This window comes from Salmonella sp. SAL04162, assembly GCF_046551535.1.
Classification (GTDB): Bacteria; Pseudomonadota; Gammaproteobacteria; order Enterobacterales; family Enterobacteriaceae; genus Salmonella; species Salmonella enterica.
In genome coordinates this window covers 73,072-95,235 of sequence record NZ_JBGDVX010000010.1, presented here as the reverse complement: position 1 = coordinate 95,235, position 22,164 = coordinate 73,072, and the positions used below count along the sequence as shown (strand labels likewise).

Genomic DNA, 22,164 nt, shown 5'->3' with positions numbered 1-22,164 from the left:
CATTCCTCAGGTGATTGTCATTTTTGACGAAAACATGCCGTTGAAATGTCATTTTCGACACTTATCGACACGCCCATCCCCAAAACATTCATGACATGGCGCAACGCCATATCGAGAATCAAAGCGGGCAACACCTCAGGCTTATACCGCCGGGCTGTTTCCCTTTACCAATTGACGCAAATTAACCGGCGAATTGGTTTCTACAGCGGTATAGAGGCTGTCGTAAACGCTGGCGATTTTTTCCAGATAGTGCTCCAGCACCTGCTCGCGATCGCGGTTATTAACCCGTTCGTCAACCTTGCCGTCGATATCGAGCTGCGCCTGTGCAATCAATTGCTTATCTTCGCCATCTTTGGTTTCAACGTAGTACTCAATGGTGTGGCTGTTAAAACCATCCGCCAACGCGACGTAAATACGAAAGTGCTCAAACAGGACAAAGCAAAGATCCCTTTCCGGCGCGCAGCTCATTGCGTGATGCAGGCGCGCTTTCGAGAGGGTGATCCCCTGAACCAGCGAGTTGCAGTAAATATGCCACTGGTCCTGTAGGCGACGATGCCGTTGCGCGATGTAATCGGCCTTTTCGCTTATTTCCCAAATAGTCATGTCAGGTTACCCGTTTAACAGAGATGCCTGCGTTAAGCATTTTCCATGCCAATTTTTAACTTATTGTTTTTAATGGCAGACGCGCACAGTAACTGCCGTTTCGACGCGGTGACGACATGTCATTTCGTCATCGTCGACATTAACCTGCCAGGGGATAAAAATATTGGCATAAATATTGCTTTACAGGGGCAACCACTACGGGAGGCGATATGCACGAAATCACCCTCTGCCAACGGGCACTGGAATTGATTGAACAACAGGCTTCAGCATACGGTGCAAAACGTGTGACAGCCGTCTGGATCAAAATTGGCGCATTTTCTTGCGTGGAAACCAGCGCTCTTTCCTTTTGTTTTGATCTGGTATGCCGCGGCACGATAGCAGAAGGTTGTAAACTGCACCTCGAAGAACAGGAAGCCGAATGCTGGTGTGAGCATTGTCAACAATATGTCACGTTGTTAACCCACCGTGTACGTCGTTGTCCGCAATGTCATAGCGATACGCTGCGAATTGTGGCCGATGACGGCTTACAAATTCGGCGCATAGAGATTGATGAAACTGAAGATTAATGCCGGATAGACGCTCGCGTCGCCATCCGGCAGAAAGCCTGTAACAAGAAAAAGATCAGGAGTAAGCGATGTGTACGACTTGCGGTTGCGCTGAAGGCAACCTTTATATAGAAGGCGATGAACATAATCCGCACTCAGCGTTTCGTAGCGCGCCCTTTGCCCCAGCGGCCCGCCCGGCGCTGAATATTACCGGCATTAAAACGCCTGACTTTGCCCCAAGTCAGACCGCAGAAGGCGATCTGCATTACGGCCACGGCGAAGCCGGAACCCACGCGCCTGGTATGAGTCAGCGGCGGATGCTTGAGGTTGAAATCGACGTGCTGGACAAAAATAATCGTCTGGCTGAGCGCAACCGCGCCCGTTTTGCCGCCAGCCAGCAACTGGTGCTCAACCTGGTGTCCAGCCCCGGGTCCGGTAAAACCACCCTGCTGACCGAAACGCTGATGAAATTGAAAGACCGTGTACCGTGCGCGGTGATTGAAGGCGACCAGCAGACAGTGAACGACGCCGCCCGCATCCGCGCTACCGGCACGCCCGCCATTCAGGTCAACACCGGTAAAGGCTGCCATCTTGACGCGCAAATGATCGCCGACGCCGCGCCGCGCCTGCCGCTGGATGACCACGGTATTCTGTTTATCGAAAACGTCGGTAATCTCGTCTGCCCGGCCAGCTTCGATCTGGGCGAAAAGCATAAAGTCGCAGTGCTTTCCGTGACCGAAGGTGAAGATAAGCCACTGAAGTATCCCCATATGTTTGCCGCTGCGTCGCTCATGCTGCTCAATAAAGTCGATCTGCTGCCCTACCTCAATTTTGACGTTGAGAAGTGCATCGCCAGCGCGCGTGAAGTGAACCCGGAGATTGAAATTATCCTGATTTCCGCCACCAGCGGCGAAGGCATGGATCAGTGGCTGGCCTGGCTGGAGGCGCAGCGATGTGCATAGGCGTTCCGGGTCAAATCCGCGCCATTGACGGCAATCAGGCAAAAGTTGACGTCTGCGGCATTCAGCGCGACGTCGATCTCACATTAGTCGGCAGTTGTGATGAAAACGGTCAGCCGCGTCTGGGTCAGTGGGTGCTGGTTCATGTCGGATTCGCCATGAGCGTCATTAACGAAGCGGAAGCGCGCGACACGCTCGACGCGCTACAAAATATGTTTGATGTTGAGCCGGACGTCGGCGCACTGCTGTATGGTGAGGAGAGATAATGCGTTTTGTTGACGAGTACCGTGCGCCGGAACAGGTAATGCAGCTCATTGAACACCTGCGTGAACGCGCCGCCCTTCTTCCTTACACTGCCGAACGTCCGTTGCGCATTATGGAAGTCTGCGGGGGTCATACCCACGCGATTTTTAAATTTGGTCTCGATCAGTTACTGCCCGAAAACGTGGAGTTTATTCACGGCCCCGGTTGTCCGGTCTGCGTGCTGCCGATGGGACGCATCGACAGTTGCGTGGAAATTGCCAGCCATCCGGAGGTGATTTTCTGCACCTTTGGCGATGCCATGCGCGTGCCGGGGAAACAGGGGTCTCTGTTGCAGGCTAAAGCGCGCGGCGCGGATGTCCGTATTGTTTACTCTCCGATGGACGCGCTGAAGCTGGCGCAGGATAACCCGACCCGCAAAGTGGTATTTTTCGGGCTGGGCTTTGAAACCACCATGCCGACCACCGCCATCACGCTGCAGCAGGCAAAACAGCGTGACGTGCGAAACTTCTACTTTTTCTGCCAGCACATTACGCTGATCCCGACGCTGCGTAGCTTACTGGAGCAGCCGGACAACGGCATTGACGCCTTTCTTGCGCCAGGCCACGTCAGCATGGTCATCGGCACCGAGGCGTACCAGTTTATCGCCGCCGATTTTAATCGCCCGCTGGTGGTGGCTGGATTCGAACCGCTTGATCTACTGCAAGGCGTGGTCATGCTGGTTGAGCAGAAAATAGCGGCCCTAAGCCAGGTTGAAAACCAATACCGTCGCGTGGTGCCGGATGCCGGAAACATGCTGGCGCAGCAGGCCATCGCCGATGTGTTCTGCGTTAATGGCGATAGCGAGTGGCGCGGTCTGGGCGTGATTGAATCCTCCGGCGTCCACCTGACGCCAGAGTATCAGCGCTTTGACGCCGAAGCGCATTTCCGCCCAGCGCCGCAGCAGGTCTATGACGATCCGCGCGCCCGCTGCGGCGAAGTGCTGACCGGCAGATGCAAGCCGCATCAGTGCCCGCTATTTGGTAAAACATGTAATCCAGAGACCGCGTTTGGCGCGCTGATGGTCTCTTCCGAAGGCGCATGCGCCGCCTGGTATCAGTATCGTCAGCAGGAGTGTGAAGTTTGAACAATATACAACTCGCCCACGGTAGCGGCGGCCAGGCTATGCAACAGTTGATTAATAGCCTGTTTATGGAGGCCTTTGCCAACCCGTGGCTGGCGGAACAAGAAGATCAGGCGCGTCTGGAGCTGGCGCAGCTGACGGCGGAGGGCGACCGTCTGGCGTTTTCTACCGATAGCTATGTGATCGATCCGCTCTTTTTCCCCGGCGGCAATATCGGCAAACTGGCGATTTGTGGTACGGCGAACGACGTAGCGGTGAGCGGCGCGATCCCCCGCTATCTCTCCTGCGGCTTTATCCTTGAAGAAGGACTGCCGATGGAGACGTTAAAAAGCGTGGTCAATAGCATGGCGGCGACCGCGCGGGAAGCGGGTATCGCCATTGTAACCGGCGACACCAAAGTTGTGCAGCGCGGCGCGGCGGATAAATTGTTTATCAACACTGCCGGCATGGGGGCGATTCCCGCCGATATTCACTGGGGCGCGCAAACGCTGAACGTTGGCGATGTGCTGTTAGTCAGCGGTACGCTTGGCGATCACGGCGCCACTATCCTCAACCTGCGTGAGCAACTGGGACTGGATGGCGAGCTGGCGAGCGACTGCGCAGTATTAACGCCGCTTATTCAGACGCTGCGTCATATTGACGGAGTGAAGGCATTGCGTGACGCCACGCGCGGCGGCGTGAATGCGGTCGCCCATGAGTTTGCGGCGTCCTGCGGTTACGGTATTGAATTGTCCGAATCCGCACTGCCGCTCAAACCTGCCGTGCGCGGCGTCTGCGAGCTGTTGGGGCTGGATGCCCTGAACTTTGCCAACGAAGGAAAACTGGTGATTGCCGTTGAACGGCAGGCCGCAGATCGGGCGTTGGCGGCATTACGCGCGCATCCGCTGGGACGTGATGCAGCGCTGATTGGCGAAGTCGTGGAACGCAAAGGCGTTCGCTTAGCCGGACTCTATGGCGTGAAGCGAACCCTTGATTTGCCACACGCCGAACCATTACCTCGTATATGCTAGCAGCCTGTTGGCAGCATACTGTAGGCCGGATAAGACGCATTTGCGTCGACATCCGGCATTAACGCTGCATTAACGCCTGATGGCGCTTTGCTTATCAGGCCTACGGAGTGTGTGACCAGCGAGTTTGCGGTCAGCCATCCGGCAATAACTTACGACTTATACCTATAATTCATTTACCGTTTTCGCACCGTTTTGCGGTATTTTCCTGGAAAAGCAACATGTCGTATACACCCATGAGCGATCTTGGACAGCAAGGCTTGTTCGATATCACTCGTACCTTATTGCAGCAGCCCGATTTGGCGTCGCTCAGTGAAGCGCTTTCGCAACTGGTAAAGCGTTCAGCGCTCGCCGACAGCGCCGGCATTGTGCTATGGCAGGCGCAGTCGCAACGCGCACAATATTATGCGACGCGAGAAAATGGCCGTCCTGTTGAATATGAAGATGAAACCGTACTGGCGCACGGCCCGGTACGTCGCATCCTTTCTCGCCCCGATGCATTGCACTGTAATTTCCATGAGTTTACCGAAACCTGGCCGCAGCTTGCCGCGAGCGGCCTCTACCCTGAATTTGGTCATTACTGTCTGCTTCCTTTAGCCGCGGAGGGCCGTATTTTCGGCGGCTGCGAATTCATCCGTCAGGAAGATCGCCCCTGGAGTGAAAAGGAATATGACCGTCTGCATACGTTTACCCAAATTGTCGGCGTGGTCGCCGAGCAAATTCAAAACCGGGTAAACAATAACGTCGATTATGATCTGTTGTGCCGCGAACGCGATAACTTCCGTATTCTGGTTGCGATTACCAACGCCGTCCTGTCGCGTCTGGATATTGATGAGCTGGTAAGCGAAGTCGCAAAAGAGATCCACCACTATTTCAATATCGACGCGATCAGCATCGTGTTGCGCAGCCATCGCAAAAATAAGCTGAATATCTACTCCACCCACTACCTTGATGAGCATCATCCGGCGCATGAACAGAGCGAAGTCGACGAAGCCGGCACGCTCACGGAGCGCGTCTTTAAAAGTAAAGAGATGCTGCTTATCAACCTCAACGAACGCGATCCGCTTGCCCCCTACGAACGCATGCTGTTCGATACCTGGGGCAATCAGATCCAGACGCTTTGCCTGCTGCCGTTGATGTCCGGCAAGACGATGCTTGGCGTGCTCAAACTGGCCCAGTGCGAAGAAAAAGTGTTTACCACTGCCAACCTCAAGCTGCTGCGTCAGATTGCCGAACGGGTAGCCATTGCCGTGGATAATGCGCTGGCCTATCAGGAAATCCACCGACTGAAGGAACGCCTGGTCGACGAAAACCTGGCGCTCACAGAGCAGCTTAATAACGTCGACAGCGAGTTTGGCGAGATCATCGGACGCAGCGAAGCGATGTACAACGTGCTAAAGCAGGTTGAGATGGTGGCGCAAAGCGACAGTACCGTGCTGATTCTGGGCGAAACGGGAACCGGTAAAGAGTTGATTGCCCGCGCCATTCACAACCTGAGCGGACGTAGCGGGCGCAGGATGGTAAAGATGAACTGCGCCGCGATGCCGGCGGGGCTGCTGGAAAGCGATTTGTTTGGTCATGAGCGCGGCGCGTTTACCGGCGCCAGCGCGCAGCGGATTGGCCGTTTCGAGCTGGCGGATAAAAGCTCGCTGTTTCTGGATGAAGTGGGCGACATGCCGCTGGAGCTACAGCCTAAGCTGCTGCGCGTCCTTCAGGAGCAAGAGTTTGAACGTCTCGGCAGCAATAAACTGATCCAGACCGACGTGCGGCTGATCGCCGCGACTAACCGCGATCTGAAAAAAATGGTCGCCGATCGCGAATTCCGTAACGATCTCTACTATCGGCTGAATGTATTTCCGATCCAGCTTCCTCCGTTACGCGAACGTCCGGAAGATATTCCGCTACTGGTCAAAGCGTTCACCTTCAAAATCGCCCGCCGAATGGGGCGTAATATCGACAGCATTCCCGCCGAAACGCTGCGCACGCTCAGCGGCATGGAATGGCCGGGGAACGTTCGCGAGCTGGAGAATGTCGTCGAGCGCGCCGTGCTGCTGACGCGCGGCAATGTGCTACAACTGTCGCTGCCGGATATTACCGCCGTAACGCCCGATACTTCGCCTGTTGCGACTGAAAGCGCCAAAGAAGGCGAAGATGAATATCAGCTTATTATACGCGTGCTGAAAGAGACCAATGGCGTAGTGGCTGGACCAAAAGGCGCGGCGCAGCGTCTGGGGCTTAAACGAACCACCCTGCTGTCGCGTATGAAGCGATTGGGTATTGATAAAGACGCGTTAGCGTAACGGGTTGCCGGATCTGATCCGGCCAGGAGATGATGCGCGCCGTAGGCCTGGCGCTTCCCCTTCACTTCTTGCGCTGATATTTTTCCGGCAATTCCGGAACGGGGCGCTTATCGTCGATAAGGTGCCGCACGGTCAGGACAGGATGCCGCCAAAGCATTCGCGGACCTGCCCAACGCATAATCTGCTTCATCTCCTCGCGTTTAGCCGGCTGATAGCAGTGCACCGGGCACTGCTTACAGGCGGGTTTTTCCTCGCCAAATACGCATTTATCAAGACGTTTTTGCGCGTAGGCGAACAGCGCGTCGTAATGCCCCTGCACCGCTGACGCCTGTGGGCACTGGCTTTCATACAGCGCGATCATTTTTTTGATCGTCAGTTTTTCACGAGCGATACGTTTACCAGGCATCGTGCTCTCTCCGAACATTAAGGTGTATTTATTTTACACCTTATCCCTCTTTAGCACTATCACTGCATATCGTCGCCATTTCGCAAATAAGAATTATTTTCATTTATTCATACCTTGTGCTATATAACATAGCAAAGGCTATATTCGATGATTAATTAACCACATTGTTGCGAGGGATACTATGACGAATCTACATCGTCTGAAAACACTCCTGATTGCCGGTATTGTTGCGATACTCGCGCTATCGCCAGCCTATGCAAAAGAGAAATTTAAAGTCATCACCACGTTTACCGTTATTGCCGACATGGCGAAAAACGTGGCGGGCGACGCAGCGGAAGTCAGCTCAATTACCAAGCCCGGCGCTGAAATCCATGAGTATCAGCCAACGCCCGGCGATATTAAACGAGCGCAGGGGGCACAGCTTATCCTCGCGAATGGTCTGAACCTGGAGCGATGGTTCGCCCGCTTTTATCAGCACCTTTCCGGCGTGCCGGAAGTCGTCGTCTCCACCGGTGTCAAACCGATGGGCATTACCGAAGGCCCGTATAACGGTAAACCGAACCCGCACGCCTGGATGTCGGCAGAAAACGCGCTGATTTATGTCGATAACATTCGCGACGCCCTGGTGAAGTACGATCCGGATAATGCGCAGATCTATAAGCAAAACGCCGAACGCTATAAAGCGAAAATTCGCCAGATGGCCGATCCGTTGCGTGCCGAACTGGAAAAAATTCCCGCCGATCAGCGCTGGCTGGTCACCAGTGAAGGCGCGTTCTCTTACCTGGCGCGCGATAACGACATGAAAGAGCTTTATCTCTGGCCAATTAACGCCGATCAACAGGGGACGCCAAAACAGGTGCGTAAAGTGATTGATACCATTAAAAAGCACCATATTCCCGCCATCTTTAGCGAGAGTACGGTTTCCGATAAACCGGCCCGTCAGGTCGCGCGTGAATCCGGCGCGCATTATGGCGGCGTACTGTATGTCGATTCTCTGAGCGCCGCTGACGGCCCTGTGCCAACCTATCTGGATCTGCTGCGCGTCACGACCGAAACCATCGTCAACGGCATTAACGACGGACTGAGGAGTCAACAATGAGTCAATCTGCGATTACCGTTGATCAAGTCACGGTGACGTATCGCAACGGTCATACCGCCCTACGGGACGCCACTTTTCAGGTGCCTGGCGGTTCAATCGCCGCGCTGGTAGGCGTAAATGGTTCCGGTAAGTCTACGTTATTTAAAGCGTTAATGGGCTTTGTGCATCTTGCGCAGGGCGATATCACTATCCTGCAACAGTCAGTCAACAAGGCGCTGAAAAAAAACCTCATTGCTTATGTTCCGCAATCGGAAGAAGTGGACTGGTCATTTCCGGTGCTGGTAGAAGATGTGGTGATGATGGGACGCTACGGCCATATGGGCTGGCTACGCCGTCCCACTGCGCATGATCACGCCTGTGTTGACGCCGCGCTGGCGCGGGTGGATATGCAGGAATATCGTCACAGGCAGATTGGCGAGCTGTCCGGCGGGCAGAAAAAACGTGTGTTTCTTGCCAGGGCCATCGCTCAGGATGGACAAGTAATCCTGCTGGATGAACCTTTTACCGGCGTGGATGTAAAAACCGAAGCGCGAATCATCGATCTACTACGGGAACTGCGCGATGAAGGCCGCACGATGCTGGTCTCAACGCATAATCTCGGCTCCGTCACCGAGTTTTGCGACTATACGGTAATGATTAAAGGAACCGTACTGGCCAGCGGCCCTACCGAAACCACGTTTACCGCCGCGAATCTGGAACAGGCGTTTAGCGGCGTTCTACGTCATATCGCGCTAAGCGGAGGCGAAGAGCACATCATCACCGATGACGAGCGCCCCTTTATTTCCCGGCGCGTGGTCAGCGGAGGAAAATCGTCATGAACTGGCTTGTTGAGCCGTTTGGCTACCAGTATATGCTCAACGCGATGTGGGTCTCCGCGATGGTGGGCGGTCTGTGCGCGTTTCTCTCCTGCTATTTGATGCTCAAAGGCTGGTCGCTCATTGGCGATGCGCTATCTCACTCTATTGTGCCTGGCGTCGCTGGCGCCTGGATGTTAGGGCTGCCCTTCTCGCTCGGCGCGTTTCTTTCCGGCGGACTGGCGGCAGGCAGTATGCTCTTTCTTAACCAACGCTCACGCCTGAAAGAAGACGCGATTATCGGGCTTATCTTCTCCTCTTTTTTTGGCGTCGGCCTTTTTATGGTGTCGCTCAATCCGATGTCGGTGAATATCCAGACGATTATTCTCGGCAACGTGCTGGCGATCGCGCCAGCGGATATTGCGCAACTGGCGATTATCGGCGCAGTCTCGCTGACGATTCTGCTGTTAAAGTGGAAAGATCTGATGGTCGTCTTTTTCGATGAAACCCATGCGCGTTCTATCGGGCTTAATCCGGGTCGACTAAAGCTGTTGTTTTTCACTCTATTGTCCGTCTCCACCGTGGCGGCCCTGCAAACCGTTGGGGCGTTCCTGGTGATCTGTCTCGTCGTCACGCCGGGCGCGACAGCCTGGTTACTCACCGACCGTTTTCCACGTCTGCTCATGATTGCCGTCGTGATTGGCAGCCTGACCAGTTTTCTGGGCGCATGGCTTAGCTACTGGCTGGATGGCGCCACGGGTGGAATTATTGTCGTCATGCAAACCTTACTGTTCATCACAGCCTTTATTTTCGCCCCGAAACACGGTCTGTTAGCCAACCGTCGACGCGCCCGCCTGCAGAAGGAGCCGACATGTTCTTAACAACGTTACTGGAACCCTTTCAGTTTGATTTTATGGTGAACGCCCTTATGGTTTCGGTCATTGTGGCGATTCCCTGCGCCTTACTGTCCGTGTTTTTAGTGTTAAAAGGCTGGGCGTTAATGGGCGACGCAATGAGTCATGCGGTATTCCCCGGGGTCGTGCTGGCATATATTGTGGGGATCCCCCTGGCGATTGGCGCTTTCATTGCCGGATTATTTTGCGCTATCGCGACCGGCTATCTGGACGATAACAGCCGCATCAAACGTGATACGGTGATGGGCATCGTCTTTTCCGGGATGTTTGGCGCAGGTCTGGTGCTCTATGTTTCTATTCAATCGGAAGTGCATCTGGATCACATCCTGTTTGGGGATATGCTGGGCGTATCGCTGGGGGATATCGTACAAACGTCGGTTATTGCACTGGGTATTGCGTTAATCATAGGGCTGAAATGGAAAGATCTCCTGCTACACGCTTTTGACCCGCACCAGGCGAAAGCCAGCGGGCTGAATACGACGCTACTGCATTATGGCCTGCTATGTATGATTGCGCTGACTATCGTCGCCACGCTGAAATCGGTGGGCATTATTCTGTCGATTTCATTGCTTATCGCCCCCGGCGCAATTGCCATTTTGCTGACGCGACGCTTTGCGCGCGCGCTGGGATTAGCGGTGAGTCTGTCAGTTATTACCGCTTTTGCGGGCGTCTATCTGTCTTTTTATCTTGATAGCGCGCCAGCGCCGACCATCGTGGTATTATTTGCCATCGTGTTTATTGCGGTATTTATTTACGCAACATGGCGCGACAGGCGTAATGAAATCGTACCAGAGGCGCAAGGTTAAAAGCTGCGTTCAGAAAATAAATACGGCAGTTGTAGTAGAAAGCCACCCTATATCTATTGTTGGTCAGTATGGTAAGCAGCTATCTTTAAATTTCTTTGCGACAAGCGTAAAGATGAGCTGCTTTACTCCCCATATTTTTCCTGTTTCGAAATTTTTTCAGAGTTTGGCTAACCCAGCACAATGTGATTATTACTCACAAGATCTGTAATATCCCAGCAAAAAATAAATCTATAACTACACGTAATACAAGAGCATGATTGTCACATAAAAAATAGTTTAATTCATTCCTACTGCAATCGGTAACGCGCAATTATCGTCAGGTACACCAGGGTTATGTGCAAAAGCAGTGCGCTGTAAATGCGCGTCTAGTTTCAGTCCCCGGAACAGCGATAGCGGCGAAGAGTCCATCCCCAAACGATACATAACCTTCTTACGATAAATACTGACGGTTTTTGTTCCCAGACCAAATTTTTTCGCCAGTTCAATTGCCGGATGTCCGGAGGATAATAATATCAGCAGCGCATATTTCGCCTGAGTGACGCCGGGAGGTAGATTCCACCAGGCGTATTGATTGATATTAAACAATACCTCTTCCGGCGTCTCGCCGGCATTAAAAGCATACGTAGCAGCCACGGTTTTCTTTTGTGGCCTGTGGCAGAAACGCAGCCAGGCTTCCGGAAGACGGAGCTTCTCTCGCTCCGAGCGGATAGCGCAGGATAGTTCGTCTTTTAAAACATAATCCATAACGCCAAAATATTGCAGCACACAGCGATCGATATAATACAAGCGATCTGCCACTACCAAAACTTTACGGTTCTGCAACCGCGTCAGCAACGCATGAAAAAGATAAACATGCTCATGCGGGTTCAAAGCTAAAATCAGCCCGGCGTCCGGCATATCGGATAGGGAATGCAAAAGTGCAGTTAATGAGTTACACGTTTTAACGCACTTTTCCGGATATTTTTGCTTAAAAATAGACTGAAGGGCATAACAATTAGTCCAGTTAATACCGTATATAATTACATTTCTCATTTATTTATCCTTTTTTGAAAACTGACCACAGCTTCGGTAATGATTTTTCTTCCTGGGCGACTACTGCGCAAGTAGATAACGCCTTCTTACTACAAAGGTAATAAGACCAGATACGTTATTACATGCGCAATGTCGTTACCGAAATGAATTCCTTTTACAAATCTGATAATGATTAAATTTGCTGTTTTACTTTACTGTAATCTCTTAGAGTACAACGATTGCCCGGCGCCTGGTGGCCATGTATGTCTGACAATGAACGCTTTCGATTCCCTTTCATTAACTACATATCACTGGTGTAGCGATACTGAAATATACACTACGATTAAAAAAATATTTGGTATCTGTAACGCAAACAGATAGTAACGTTTAAAATAATTTCACAAATCAATGGTTCATTGTACGCATAAAGCTAAGCGGTGTAATCTTAAAATGCCGTTTAAAAATAGCGATAAAATAAGAAGGCGTATCATAGCCACACATCGTCGCGACTTGTGAAATATTTCCAGCCCCCATACGTAATAATTTTATAGCCTGATTCATACGAGCATCCAGGTATATTTTGCTAAAACTCACCTCTTCAGCGGCCAGTTTTCGCTTCAGACTTGATACGCTCATAAACAGCTTTCCTGCCACCTCAGCCTGTGACCATTTGCGGGTGAGATCGCTGATAATAATGTTATAAACTTTCTCTTTTGTCGTAATTTTTATTGCTCGCTCAAGGAAATCAAACCCACCGGGCTTACGTACAAATGCCGATATAAGATACATCAATGAGAAATATGAATAATCATGATCATCAATACTCACATTACTACAAACCCGTGGACATGCCACACCATGCAAAATAGAGTCAAAAGTATCACTCATCCCTGGCAACAAGTCCGCATGAAAAAAATACTTTGGTTTCGTTTTTAATGATAGCTCTCGATCATTATAGTTTCTTGTACTGTAAAAAACTTTGTAGAATTTTTGCATTAAGTCATAGGAAACTTCCAGTGAAGAAAAATCAATATGCCCTTCTATTTCGCTCATACTAAGCGTGATTGTTTGATCTTTTTCCAATAAAAATAAACACGGCGCAGATCGTTCGATGAACTCCCCAAATTCGTTTTCAATTCGCAAACTGCCTTTATTAAGTTTAAACAATAAGCAGTTTGCGACATAATAGTCTCTTACGTCAGCTAATCCATTTATTAATGGAAATTTGTTCGGCTGTTGAAGGTGATTATTGCTAATGGCCTCAACTGATTTATTCATTGAAGGCAATACCATATTTTATCCTGTGTGCTATAAGGAACTCAAAATCGTTATATTCTTATAAACAAATAATTAAAACTCACAGAGATGATTTAAATCCGATTTTTTATTATTATAGCCAATAATTACATTCCAACGCGCGTTCATTTCGTCACAAAAAGATACCCTTACAAACTTTATGCACAATTTTGTAATGAAAGCTTACAATATTAATATAATCATTTCAGAATAAAACGGCTGGCAGACATCTTAATAATCCATATACATCAATAAGATAGACACACTGGCATGGTGCATTTTCTGCATTATTTGCTGATATATACACCATACCTTATCACAAATCGCCAGCAATGGGGGGTTCACCAGTCAATTGCCTCTTTGTTTTCCCCGCCCGATAAAATAATCTCCTGCATCCAGGAGGTCATTTGTGACTGTGCATTCATTGTACCAACTAATACCCCGTTTAAAGCCTCATATAAATGGGTGCCCGGTTCAACTTTTGCTAACATGTTTTGTAGCATAGCCGTTTGCTGCTCAAAAGAAACAAAAGCCGAATCACCACTTTTAGGATCTTTGAAGGCATTCATCTCTTGATAAATGCTATCTTTAAGCGTTTCAGAAGAGGCTGACTCAGGAAGCGCCAAAAGTCGTTGGTAGAATGCATCATAAAGATCAACGTCGCCGCCATTGCTTAAAGGCGCGCTATCCACATTATTCCGCATAGCGGCCCTGGCACTCAACGAAACCACACCCGTCGCTTCAGTATCCGCTGTCGGGACCAAATAAGAAGTCGGAATCGTACCCGGTATCACCTTATAACCTCCATTTTACAATCCTTGCGTTTTTGTCTTCCATTCATCAATAAGTGCGTTAATGGCGTTATCAGAAATTGTCCGGCAGTCTTGTGGAAGTTCATCAAGATGATGCTTAATGACGCCTACTGCCGTTTCAACAAATTGTTCAGGTGAAAATTCTGCGATCTGATCGCCGCAACTCATGATAAAGCGCTGTTCCTGATGATATTTAAGATTAAAAGTGCCTGGCCAGTTCTCCATAAGCAACACCATCAGTTTTTGGTGATCTTTTTTCGCATTAACTGGTAGTGTTAAAAAAAGTTGCCCCTCAGGCTTATCGAAATCCCTCAGCCACTCATCCAGGACGGTTAAAAGCGTTTCGGGATGGTCGACCGCAGCTGAAAATAACTCGCGGGCATAAATCTGTATTTTTTCCATCCACTTCCAGGCCATTGTCTGATTATCAGTAAGATAAGCGGCGACCTGCTGTAACGCGTCTATCATTCCCTGCTCGTAACCTTCCTGGTAGGCGTACATCCGCAAGGTCTTTGCCTCTTCTTCCGCCTCTCGCAAAATACGCTTAGCCCGTTGATGCGCCTGCTGTTCTAATCTTTCAATAGAGAAATAACGTTCCAGCGTTTTACGCTTTATCAGTATCCCCTCAACAGGCGAAAGCGGGGACGGAATTGGGATATTTTTGAGCATATTGTAAGGCCAGTAGCAAAATTGACATTTCTACAGCATCCTGCTTCGATGCCTCCTCAATAAATGGAGGAAAAAGCAAAGGAAAACGCTGTGCTAAAGATTCAGGTAAAAATTCATTCAGGGCATTTAACTGTGCATACCCGACGCTAAGTAAAAACCGGTGATTCGGCGCCTTATTGCAGACAGATAAACTTGTTCCCTGATGCATTGCCAAAAATGCTTGCGCCCAATCCGGCAGGCCAAGCAAGGCTCCCTGCCTTGCCAGATCGGCTCTCAGTTTATGGCAACCGAGTAAATACGCTACTTGCGGCAGTCGGCGCCACTGACGCAGCCACAGCTGCGTCAGTGAGTTTTGAATACACTCCTTTTCTCCGTTCTTAAGCCGCCATGCCGCCAGTATTAACTCATTTGCCGCCGCCCTGGCGGCGGGTCTGACAATCATTTCCGGCGCTATCTGCAACCGCTGAGGATGGATATACGATAACGGATCAAAAATGATTCTTTGCCAGATAATGGGTAATGGCTGCCTATTCATTTGACGATTTCGCCTTATCATCAGCCGTTATGCCTTTCTTATTGCGGGCATAATGGTTTTTGTAATACCAGACGCCAAAGCCTGCTGACATCACGGATAACAAAATAATCAACACAATCCAACTGGTTGCAAAAGAATTACGTTTTACTGGTGTGCCGGGAGCCTGTAATTGGGCATCAGAACGTTCTGACAACACAACAGAAATGTTGTCATAATCCACATCGGCAAAACTATTCTTTAAGAAACGCTTGATATCGCTGATCTGATGCGCAAGCGGCGAACCTCGTTCATATACGGCTAATGCCGACAGATGAACAGGTTTTGGCGGGCGGCCATTTTCACCAGCATCAATATCATAACTAATATGGACCCTGGCGGAGAGCACGCCCTCCATCGTCTGTAATGACTGTTCCAGTCGCTGTTCAATAGCCGAATATAACCTGGCCTTTTCAGCTCGCGGAGACGATACCAGCGAATCCGCCGGGAACATCTGCGCTATTTCCACCCGTGGCCGGGGAGGAAGCTGATAAGTTTTAATCCAGTACACCGCAGCGGTAAAATCAGGCTCAGCAACGGTAATGCTATAGCCCAATTTTCCGCTATCAATTTTATTCGCCTCTATATTGTGCATTTGCAGAACGGCAATGACCTCATTAGCCTGTTCCTGGTCCAGTCCTTTTAAAAGATCCTTATCCTTACAGCCGGCAAGGGTCATTACCAGCAGAAAAGTATATAGATATCGACGAATCATGAGCGTAATAGCGTTTCAACAGCCCCGACTCCTTTACGAGTAAGGGTACTGACCATAGAAACATACAGGTTATAATCTGAAATCATCTCTTGCGAAATAGCCAGCTCTTTAGGATCCGTCACCAGATTAGGGTCCTCAATCCTGTTGGTAATCGTCTGTTTATCCACAGCCGTGGCAATCGCCGAACCAGAAAAAGCCTGGAGTAGCCGGTCATCCAGCGAGACAATGTCCGTTTCCATAGACCTGATATTGACCGCCTGCCCTATAACGGCATTCTCAGGGACAATAGTTGCAATCGACATAATCCACCTTATAACTGATTAACGGAAGTTCTGAATAATGGCAGCATCAATATCCTTAAAGACTTTTACCGTGTTCGATTGCGCGTTACGGTACAAGTTATATTCCGAGAGCTTACTCTGATACGCCGCCAGTAGCGCCGGATCGGAGGGTTTTGCTGCTAATTTATCCAGCGCCTCTGTTACCTGCGTTTGTAGATTATCAACGCCCGTATCAAATTTTGCTGAGACGTCATCCAGATAGCCTGACCAAGGTGTTGCCATAATGACTTCCTTATTTGCGTTAAATTAAAGTGGGCTTGGGAAATACCAATGGCCTGGGCTCATTTTGATATAACCTTCCGCCCCGTACTGAAATGAGCGCCCCTTGAGCCAGTCATCTTTTAATTCGATCGCAAACTGCACATAGCGTCCTCCCCATGTGCGGTAATAGCTATCGACAAATTGACGGGCTCTGAGTATTTCTACATCATCGAGCGCCCCCTGAATAACAAACGTTACGCCCCCCTTATGATTCCTGCGGGAATAAGGTAACGCCTGCTGTTTTAGCCCCGCTTCCGCCTGGCCTGCGGCGGTAACATCGTCCATCAACGTGATGTTAACCGAATCCGCGTAAGGCATTAGCGCTCTCAGCTTTTGACTTAACACCTCGAGCTCTTTCTTGCTCATCGTGTTTCGCTGGCGGCTTAGCCAGAAAACGGGTTTACGCGGCTCATCGAAATGAAGCCGATAATAAGCCAGCTGCGGATAATAGGTATCCAGCCAGGTAGAGATACGCTTATTTTCTTCGTTTTCGTTAATCACTCGCGCATTTTTATCATAATCGCCCCTCGCTAAAACCTGACGAGCCCACAGCGTATCTCTTTCATTTTGCGCAGCGACATAGAGCATTTTGTCCCGTCCTGGCAACACCTGAAAGCGCTCCTTCTCCTGCCCCAATAACGAATCGAGCTCTGCGGCCTGCCGCTGCGGCGAGTTAAGTATCCATAACGTCCCCACCGTCCCAATTCCCAATATAAAAAACCCGGCCAGTGCTGCTACAATTCCGTTTTTAAAACGCGGCTCGTTCTTTTTTGCAGACGTTTCTAACTTCTCAGGCTGCTCGGGCACCCACGGCTCGCTTTCCGGGCGAATCAGGATAAGCAATTCACCGACCTGTATTGGCGTATTTAATTGCACCGAACGAGATTCAGAATTTCCTTCTTTCAGCTCATGGAGTATAATTTCGGTCGCATCCGTATCCACCTGGATTTCAAAATTTACTCCGCCATGGTCCAGCGGGATAAAAAAGCTATCGGCAGGTATATCAGGGAGTTGGCCTGAAGCAGTGAGCGCATCACTCTGACCTACCACAAAGAGTGTTCGGCCTGTCAGCAATGGAAACTCACAGCCGTTCAGTGAGCTGTTAAGTAATCGAACTATGTATGGCCCTGGGCTTGTTATCGTCTTCTCTTTTGATGTTTCCATATATACTGTTAGCGATGTCTGTCGTTCTCGATAGCAGCAGATTACCGCACAGGACACAGGGATTCCTGATGAAAATAGAATGAAAAGTGAGAAATAAAATCAATTTATTCTGTATAATGCGTCTCAACACATATTAAAAGAACCATCATCCCCATTGGGGCTTAAACTACTGTAGATAAATTACCCAAATTTGGGTTCTTTTGGTGTAACAATCAGACCATTGCCAACACACGCTAATAAAGAGCATTTACAACTCAGATTTTTTCAGTAGGATACCAGTAAGGAACATTAAAATAACATCAACAAAGGGATAATATGGAAAATGTAACCTTTGTAAGTAATAGTCATCAGCGTCCTGCCGCAGATAACTTACAGAAATTAAAATCACTTTTGACAAATACCCGGCAGCAAATTAAAAGTCAGACTCAGCAGGTTACCATCAAAAATCTTTATGTAAGCAGTTTCACTTTAGTTTGCTTTCGGAGCGGTAAACTGACGATTAGCAATAATCACGATACGATTTACTGTGACGAACCTGGGATGTTGGTGCTCAAAAAAGAGCAGGTAGTTAGCGTGACGCTTGAAGAGGTCAATGGCCACATGGATTTCGATATACTCGAGATACCGACGCAACGACTTGGCGCTCTCTATGCACTTATCCCAAACGAGCAGCAAACCAAAATGTCGGTACCCACAGAGAAAGCGCAGAAAATCTTCTATACGCCTGACTTTCCTGCCAGAAGAGAGGTATTTGAACATCTGAAAACGGCGTTCTCCTGTACGAAGGATACAAGCAAAGGTTGCAGTAACTGTAACAACAAGAGTTGTATTGAAAATGAAGAGTTAATTCCTTATTTTCTGCTGTTCCTGCTTACTGCTTTTCTCCGACTCCCGGAGAGTTATGAGATCATCCTTAGCTCGGCTCAGATAACGTTAAAGGAGCGCGTTTACAACATTATATCTTCGTCACCCAGTAGACAGTGGAAGCTTACGGATGTTGCCGATCATATATTTATGAGTACGTCAACGCTCAAACGGAAACTTGCAGAAGAAGGTACCAGCTTTAGCGACATCTACTTATCGGCAAGAATGAATCAGGCAGCAAAACTTTTACGCATAGGCAACCATAATGTTAATGCTGTAGCATTAAAATGTGGTTATGACAGCACGTCCTATTTCATTCAATGTTTCAAAAAATATTTTAAAACTACGCCATCGACATTCATAAAAATGGCGAACCATTAACATTTTTTGTATCTGTCACTCAAGTAAAGATTTTTATTAAAATTGTAATAATTTAAAATTCAGACTGCGCATTAACACGCTATATCAGGATGGGAGGCTATTCAATATCATTGTTCTGTCAGGAAGACAGCTTATACTGATATCTCTGGTAATTTAAAGTAAGGCTGATTATATAACACGATTTTTGTGAACTTGTCATCGCTATGATGACTGGTAAATCGATATTGCCTTATTCACAGCGTAACAATCCATCCAGATGACACTATCTCCTTCCGGCTTTAACCCTGTGGATTAAGGCCGGCATTTTATTCCTATATATACATCATCCGTTCCCTCTGAGAACTATTTGCCTGAACGGTCTACACCGAAACAGTCACGCTTGTTAGCTTTCTGCCAGGCATACCTCTTCTCTTCCTCCTGATATCGATATAATGCCTGGGGGCCAGCCTGAGGATGATACTGCTCATAACCCCCTGCCTTTTTGACGCTATAGCAGAAAGGAGTAAAGAAAAGACGATATCATTATTTTGCAAAAAAATATAAAAATAAGCGCACCATTAAAAACAGTCTTTCATTTATATTTTGACACCTAAGACAAATTACACTCTTAAACTTTCAACGAATGGTCATTTAGTGGAAATCTTCGAGAAAAATGGTTCTGATGGTGTAATTATCAGACCATTAACCATGAAGATATAATAAGCAGCATTTACACCCCCAAAAAATGCAGTAAGATAGCTACAAAACTAATCTCTATTGCAATGAGGCCAAGTTAAATATGTAAATATTTAGATGCCCGGCGCTGACTCTCTGCTCCAGGATATACGACAGCGTCCATTCGATAATCACGGTTAGTTATAACAATATTATTACCAACATGTCATTTATTTAAAGCACAGGCATAAGCTAAATAATCAAATGTTAAAAATATATAAACCCGAGCCCGTACAATATGACATTAAGCTCATAATAAAAGCTCAACCTGACCGTTAGTACTAACAGCAGAATTACTGAAACAGTAGATTCTATCCTAACGACTTGTATTAGCTATTATAACTTTTCACCCTGTAAGAGAATACACTATTATCATGCCACATTTTAATCCTGTTCCTGTATCGAATAAAAAATTCGTCTTTGATGATTTCATACTCAACATGGACGGCTCCCTGCTACGCTCAGAAAAGAAAGTCAATATTCCGCCAAAAGAATATGCTGTTCTGGTCATCCTGCTCGAAGCCGCCGGCGAGATTGTGAGTAAAAACACCTTACTGGACCAGGTATGGGGCGACGCGGAAGTTAACGAAGAATCTCTTACCCGCTGTATTTATGCCTTACGACGTATTCTGTCGGAAGATAAAGAGCATCGTTACATTGAAACACTGTACGGACAGGGCTATCGGTTTAATCGTCCGGTCGTAGTGGTGTCTCCGCCAGCGCCGCAACCTACGACTCATACATTGGCGATACTTCCTTTTCAGATGCAGGATCAGGTTCAATCCGAGAGTCTGCATTACTCTATCGTGAAGGGATTATCGCAGTATGCGCCCTTTGGCCTGAGCGTGCTACCGGTGACCATTACGAAGAACTGTCGCAGTGTTAAAGATATTCTTGAGCTCATGGATCAATTACGCCCCGATTATTATATCTCCGGGCAGATGATACCCGATGGCAATGATAATATTGTACAGATCGAGATAGTTCGGGTTAAAGGTTATCACCTGCTGCACCAGGAAAGCATTAAGTTGATAGAACACCAACCCGCTTCTCTCTTGCAAAACAAAATTGCTAATCTTTTGCTCAGATGTATTCCCGGGCTTCGCTGGGACACAAAGCAGGTTAGCGAGCTAAATTCGATTGACAGTACTATGGTTTACTTACGCGGTAAGCATGAGTTAAATCAATATACCCCCTATAGCTTACAGCAAGCGCTTAAATTGCTGACTCAATGCGTTAACATGTCGCCAAACAGCATTGCGCCTTACTGTGCGCTGGCAGAATGCTACCTCAGCATGGCGCAAATGGGGATTTTTGATAAACAAAACGCCATGATCAAAGCTAAAGAACATGCGATTAAGGCGACAGAGCTGGACCACAATAATCCACAAGCTTTAGGATTACTGGGGCTAATTAATACGATTCATTCAGAATACATCGTCGGGAGTTTGCTATTCAAACAAGCTAACTTACTTTCGCCCATTTCTGCAGATATTAAATATTATTATGGCTGGAATCTTTTCATGGCTGGTCAGTTGGAGGAGGCCTTACAAACGATTAATGAGTGTTTAAAATTGGATCCAACGCGTGCAGCCGCAGGGATCACTAAGCTGTGGATTACCTATTATCATACTGGTATTGATGATGCTATACGTTTAGGCGATGAATTACGCTCACAACACCTGCAGGATAATCCAATATTATTAAGTATGCAGGTTATGTTTCTTTCGCTTAAAGGTAAACATGAACTGGCACGAAAATTAACTAAAGAAATATCCACGCAGGAAATAACAGGGCTTATTGCTGTTAATCTTCTTTATGCTGAATACTGTCAGAATAGTGAGCGAGCCTTACCGACGATAAGAGAATTCCTGGAAAGTGAACAGCGTATAGATAATAATCCGGGATTATTACCGTTAGTGCTGGTTGCCCACGGCGAAGCTATTGCCGAGAAAATGTGGAATAAATTTAAAAACGAAGACAATATTTGGTTCAAAAGATGGAAACAGGATCCCCGCTTGATTAAATTACGGTAAAATCTGAGAGAGGAGATATGCATTATTTTTTTATCATCGTAATCTGGTTGCTTAGCATAAATACTGCATGGGCTGATTGCTGGCTTCAGGCTGAAAAAATGTTCAATATTGAATCCGAACTACTTTACGCTATCGCCCAGCAGGAATCGGCGATGAAACCAGGCGCCATTGGTTATAACCGAGATGGTTCAACCGATCTTGGCCTGATGCAAATTAACAGCTTCCATATGAAAAGGCTGAAAAAAATGGGGATTAGTGAAAAACAGTTGTTACAGGACCCCTGCATTTCTGTCATTGTGGGCGCATCCATTTTATCAGATATGATGAAAATCTACGGTTATAGCTGGGAGGCCGTTGGCGCTTATAATGCCGGGACGTCACCGAAACGATCGGATATAAGGAAGCGTTATGCTAAAAAAATTTGGGAGAATTACAGAAAATTAAAAGGGATGTCAGCAGAAGAGAAAAACAAAAGACTTTCTATCGCGGTAAACAAATAATTATACAGAAAT

General features: G+C 48.2%; 24 protein-coding genes. 13 read left to right on the top strand and 11 right to left on the bottom strand.

Annotation, left to right across the window (positions count from 1 at the left end; translation table 11 throughout):
- Positions 1 to 141: 141 nt before the first annotated feature.
- Positions 142 to 603 (bottom strand): formate hydrogenlyase regulator HycA, encoded by a 462-nt coding sequence (gene hycA / locus ACLJRH_RS18945; protein WP_000158075.1) that lies wholly within the window; start codon positions 601 to 603, stop codon positions 142 to 144.
- A 209-nt stretch (positions 604 to 812) separates the two neighbouring features.
- On the opposite strand from hycA, the gene hypA reads away from it, so the two are divergent.
- The 6 genes from hypA (at position 813) to flhA (ending at position 6,798) form a co-directional block, all read left to right on the top strand.
- Positions 813 to 1,169 (top strand): hydrogenase maturation nickel metallochaperone HypA, encoded by a 357-nt coding sequence (gene hypA, locus ACLJRH_RS18940; RefSeq protein WP_000544461.1) that lies wholly within the window; start codon positions 813 to 815, stop codon positions 1,167 to 1,169.
- Positions 1,170 to 1,237: 68 nt separating this feature from the next.
- Positions 1,238 to 2,110 carry a hydrogenase nickel incorporation protein HypB gene (hypB, locus tag ACLJRH_RS18935; protein ID WP_000337641.1) on the top strand — a complete coding sequence of 291 codons (873 nt, stop codon included), beginning with the start codon at positions 1,238 to 1,240 and terminating at the stop codon, positions 2,108 to 2,110.
- Complete coding sequence (gene hypC, locus ACLJRH_RS18930) at positions 2,101 to 2,373, top strand: hydrogenase 3 maturation protein HypC (protein ID WP_000334871.1); 273 nt, start codon at positions 2,101 to 2,103, stop codon at positions 2,371 to 2,373. Before hypB ends, hypC begins: the two co-directional genes overlap by 10 nt.
- On the top strand, positions 2,373 to 3,494 hold the full coding sequence (gene hypD, locus ACLJRH_RS18925) for a hydrogenase formation protein HypD (RefSeq protein WP_001212962.1): 1,122 nt from the start codon (positions 2,373 to 2,375) through the stop codon (positions 3,492 to 3,494). The genes hypC and hypD overlap by 1 nt, the downstream gene beginning before the upstream one ends.
- Positions 3,491 to 4,501, top strand: coding sequence for a hydrogenase expression/formation protein HypE (gene hypE, locus ACLJRH_RS18920; RefSeq protein WP_001059957.1), 1,011 nt, complete (start codon positions 3,491 to 3,493; stop codon positions 4,499 to 4,501). Before hypD ends, hypE begins: the two co-directional genes overlap by 4 nt.
- A 218-nt stretch (positions 4,502 to 4,719) precedes the next feature.
- Complete coding sequence (gene flhA / locus ACLJRH_RS18915; RefSeq protein ID WP_000122691.1) at positions 4,720 to 6,798, top strand: formate hydrogenlyase transcriptional activator FlhA; 2,079 nt, start codon at positions 4,720 to 4,722, stop codon at positions 6,796 to 6,798.
- Positions 6,799 to 6,859: 61 nt separating this feature from the next.
- On the opposite strand, the gene ACLJRH_RS18910 is transcribed toward flhA, so the two are convergent.
- Entirely contained in the window at positions 6,860 to 7,204 is a 345-nt protein-coding gene (locus ACLJRH_RS18910; protein WP_001117938.1) for a nitrous oxide-stimulated promoter family protein, read from the bottom strand.
- 181 nt (positions 7,205 to 7,385) lie between these two features.
- Here ACLJRH_RS18910 and sitA point away from each other — a divergent pair, with 181 nt between their 5' ends.
- From sitA to sitD, 4 genes are read left to right on the top strand one after another with little or no spacing between them, the layout of a single operon-like run.
- Positions 7,386 to 8,303 carry an iron/manganese ABC transporter substrate-binding protein SitA gene (gene sitA / locus ACLJRH_RS18905; protein ID WP_000182930.1) on the top strand — a complete coding sequence of 306 codons (918 nt, stop codon included), beginning with the start codon at positions 7,386 to 7,388 and terminating at the stop codon, positions 8,301 to 8,303.
- Positions 8,300 to 9,121, top strand: coding sequence for an iron/manganese ABC transporter ATP-binding protein SitB (gene sitB, locus ACLJRH_RS18900; RefSeq protein WP_000083154.1), 822 nt, complete (start codon positions 8,300 to 8,302; stop codon positions 9,119 to 9,121). Before sitA ends, sitB begins: the two co-directional genes overlap by 4 nt.
- Positions 9,118 to 9,978, top strand: coding sequence for an iron/manganese ABC transporter permease subunit SitC (sitC, locus tag ACLJRH_RS18895; protein ID WP_001104336.1), 861 nt, complete (start codon positions 9,118 to 9,120; stop codon positions 9,976 to 9,978). Before sitB ends, sitC begins: the two co-directional genes overlap by 4 nt.
- Positions 9,969 to 10,817, top strand: a complete 849-nt coding sequence (gene sitD / locus ACLJRH_RS18890; RefSeq protein ID WP_000480209.1) for an iron/manganese ABC transporter permease subunit SitD — start codon at positions 9,969 to 9,971, stop codon at positions 10,815 to 10,817. The genes sitC and sitD overlap by 10 nt, the downstream gene beginning before the upstream one ends.
- A 276-nt stretch (positions 10,818 to 11,093) precedes the next feature.
- Here the strand turns inward: sitD and sprB are convergent, their stop codons facing one another.
- The 9 genes from sprB to prgH form a co-directional block, all read right to left on the bottom strand.
- Positions 11,094 to 11,849, bottom strand: a complete 756-nt coding sequence (gene sprB / locus ACLJRH_RS18885; RefSeq protein ID WP_001527990.1) for a transcriptional regulator SprB — start codon at positions 11,847 to 11,849, stop codon at positions 11,094 to 11,096.
- Between the two features lie 384 nt (positions 11,850 to 12,233).
- A complete protein-coding gene (gene hilC, locus ACLJRH_RS18880) occupies positions 12,234 to 13,121 on the bottom strand; it encodes an invasion transcriptional regulator HilC (protein WP_000243999.1) in 888 nt (295 codons plus the stop codon).
- 344 nt (positions 13,122 to 13,465) lie between these two features.
- Complete coding sequence (locus ACLJRH_RS18875; protein WP_000612182.1) at positions 13,466 to 13,918, bottom strand: type III secretion system effector protein OrgC; 453 nt, start codon at positions 13,916 to 13,918, stop codon at positions 13,466 to 13,468.
- Positions 13,919 to 13,933: 15 nt separating this feature from the next.
- Entirely contained in the window at positions 13,934 to 14,605 is a 672-nt protein-coding gene (gene orgB / locus ACLJRH_RS18870; RefSeq protein WP_000916656.1) for a type III secretion system linker protein OrgB, read from the bottom strand.
- Positions 14,562 to 15,161, bottom strand: coding sequence for an oxygen-regulated invasion protein OrgA (orgA, locus tag ACLJRH_RS18865; RefSeq protein ID WP_001591231.1), 600 nt, complete (start codon positions 15,159 to 15,161; stop codon positions 14,562 to 14,564). The genes orgB and orgA overlap by 44 nt, the downstream gene beginning before the upstream one ends.
- Positions 15,133 to 15,891 carry a type III secretion system inner membrane ring lipoprotein PrgK gene (gene prgK, locus ACLJRH_RS18860; protein ID WP_000621238.1) on the bottom strand — a complete coding sequence of 253 codons (759 nt, stop codon included), beginning with the start codon at positions 15,889 to 15,891 and terminating at the stop codon, positions 15,133 to 15,135. The genes orgA and prgK overlap by 29 nt, the downstream gene beginning before the upstream one ends.
- On the bottom strand, positions 15,888 to 16,193 hold the full coding sequence (prgJ, locus tag ACLJRH_RS18855) for a type III secretion system inner rod protein PrgJ (RefSeq protein WP_000020431.1): 306 nt from the start codon (positions 16,191 to 16,193) through the stop codon (positions 15,888 to 15,890). Before prgJ ends, prgK begins: the two co-directional genes overlap by 4 nt.
- A gap of 18 nt (positions 16,194 to 16,211) precedes the next feature.
- Positions 16,212 to 16,454 (bottom strand): type III secretion system needle filament protein PrgI, encoded by a 243-nt coding sequence (prgI, locus tag ACLJRH_RS18850; RefSeq protein WP_000235228.1) that lies wholly within the window; start codon positions 16,452 to 16,454, stop codon positions 16,212 to 16,214.
- A 24-nt stretch (positions 16,455 to 16,478) separates the two neighbouring features.
- The gene (prgH, locus tag ACLJRH_RS18845) at positions 16,479 to 17,657 is read right to left on the bottom strand and encodes a type III secretion system inner membrane ring protein PrgH (RefSeq protein ID WP_000450196.1); all 1,179 of its coding nucleotides are present in this window, start codon (positions 17,655 to 17,657) and stop codon (positions 16,479 to 16,481) included.
- Positions 17,658 to 17,972: 315 nt separating this feature from the next.
- Between prgH and hilD the strand changes: the two genes are divergently transcribed.
- From hilD to iagB, 3 genes are all read left to right on the top strand, one after another.
- Complete coding sequence (hilD, locus tag ACLJRH_RS18840) at positions 17,973 to 18,902, top strand: transcriptional regulator HilD (RefSeq protein ID WP_001527962.1); 930 nt, start codon at positions 17,973 to 17,975, stop codon at positions 18,900 to 18,902.
- 1,088 nt (positions 18,903 to 19,990) lie between these two features.
- On the top strand, positions 19,991 to 21,652 hold the full coding sequence (gene hilA, locus ACLJRH_RS18835; RefSeq protein WP_001120090.1) for a transcriptional regulator HilA: 1,662 nt from the start codon (positions 19,991 to 19,993) through the stop codon (positions 21,650 to 21,652).
- Between the two features lie 17 nt (positions 21,653 to 21,669).
- On the top strand, positions 21,670 to 22,152 hold the full coding sequence (gene iagB / locus ACLJRH_RS18830; RefSeq protein ID WP_000558932.1) for an SPI-1 type III secretion system invasion protein IagB: 483 nt from the start codon (positions 21,670 to 21,672) through the stop codon (positions 22,150 to 22,152).
- The last annotated feature ends 12 nt before the right edge of the window (positions 22,153 to 22,164 follow it).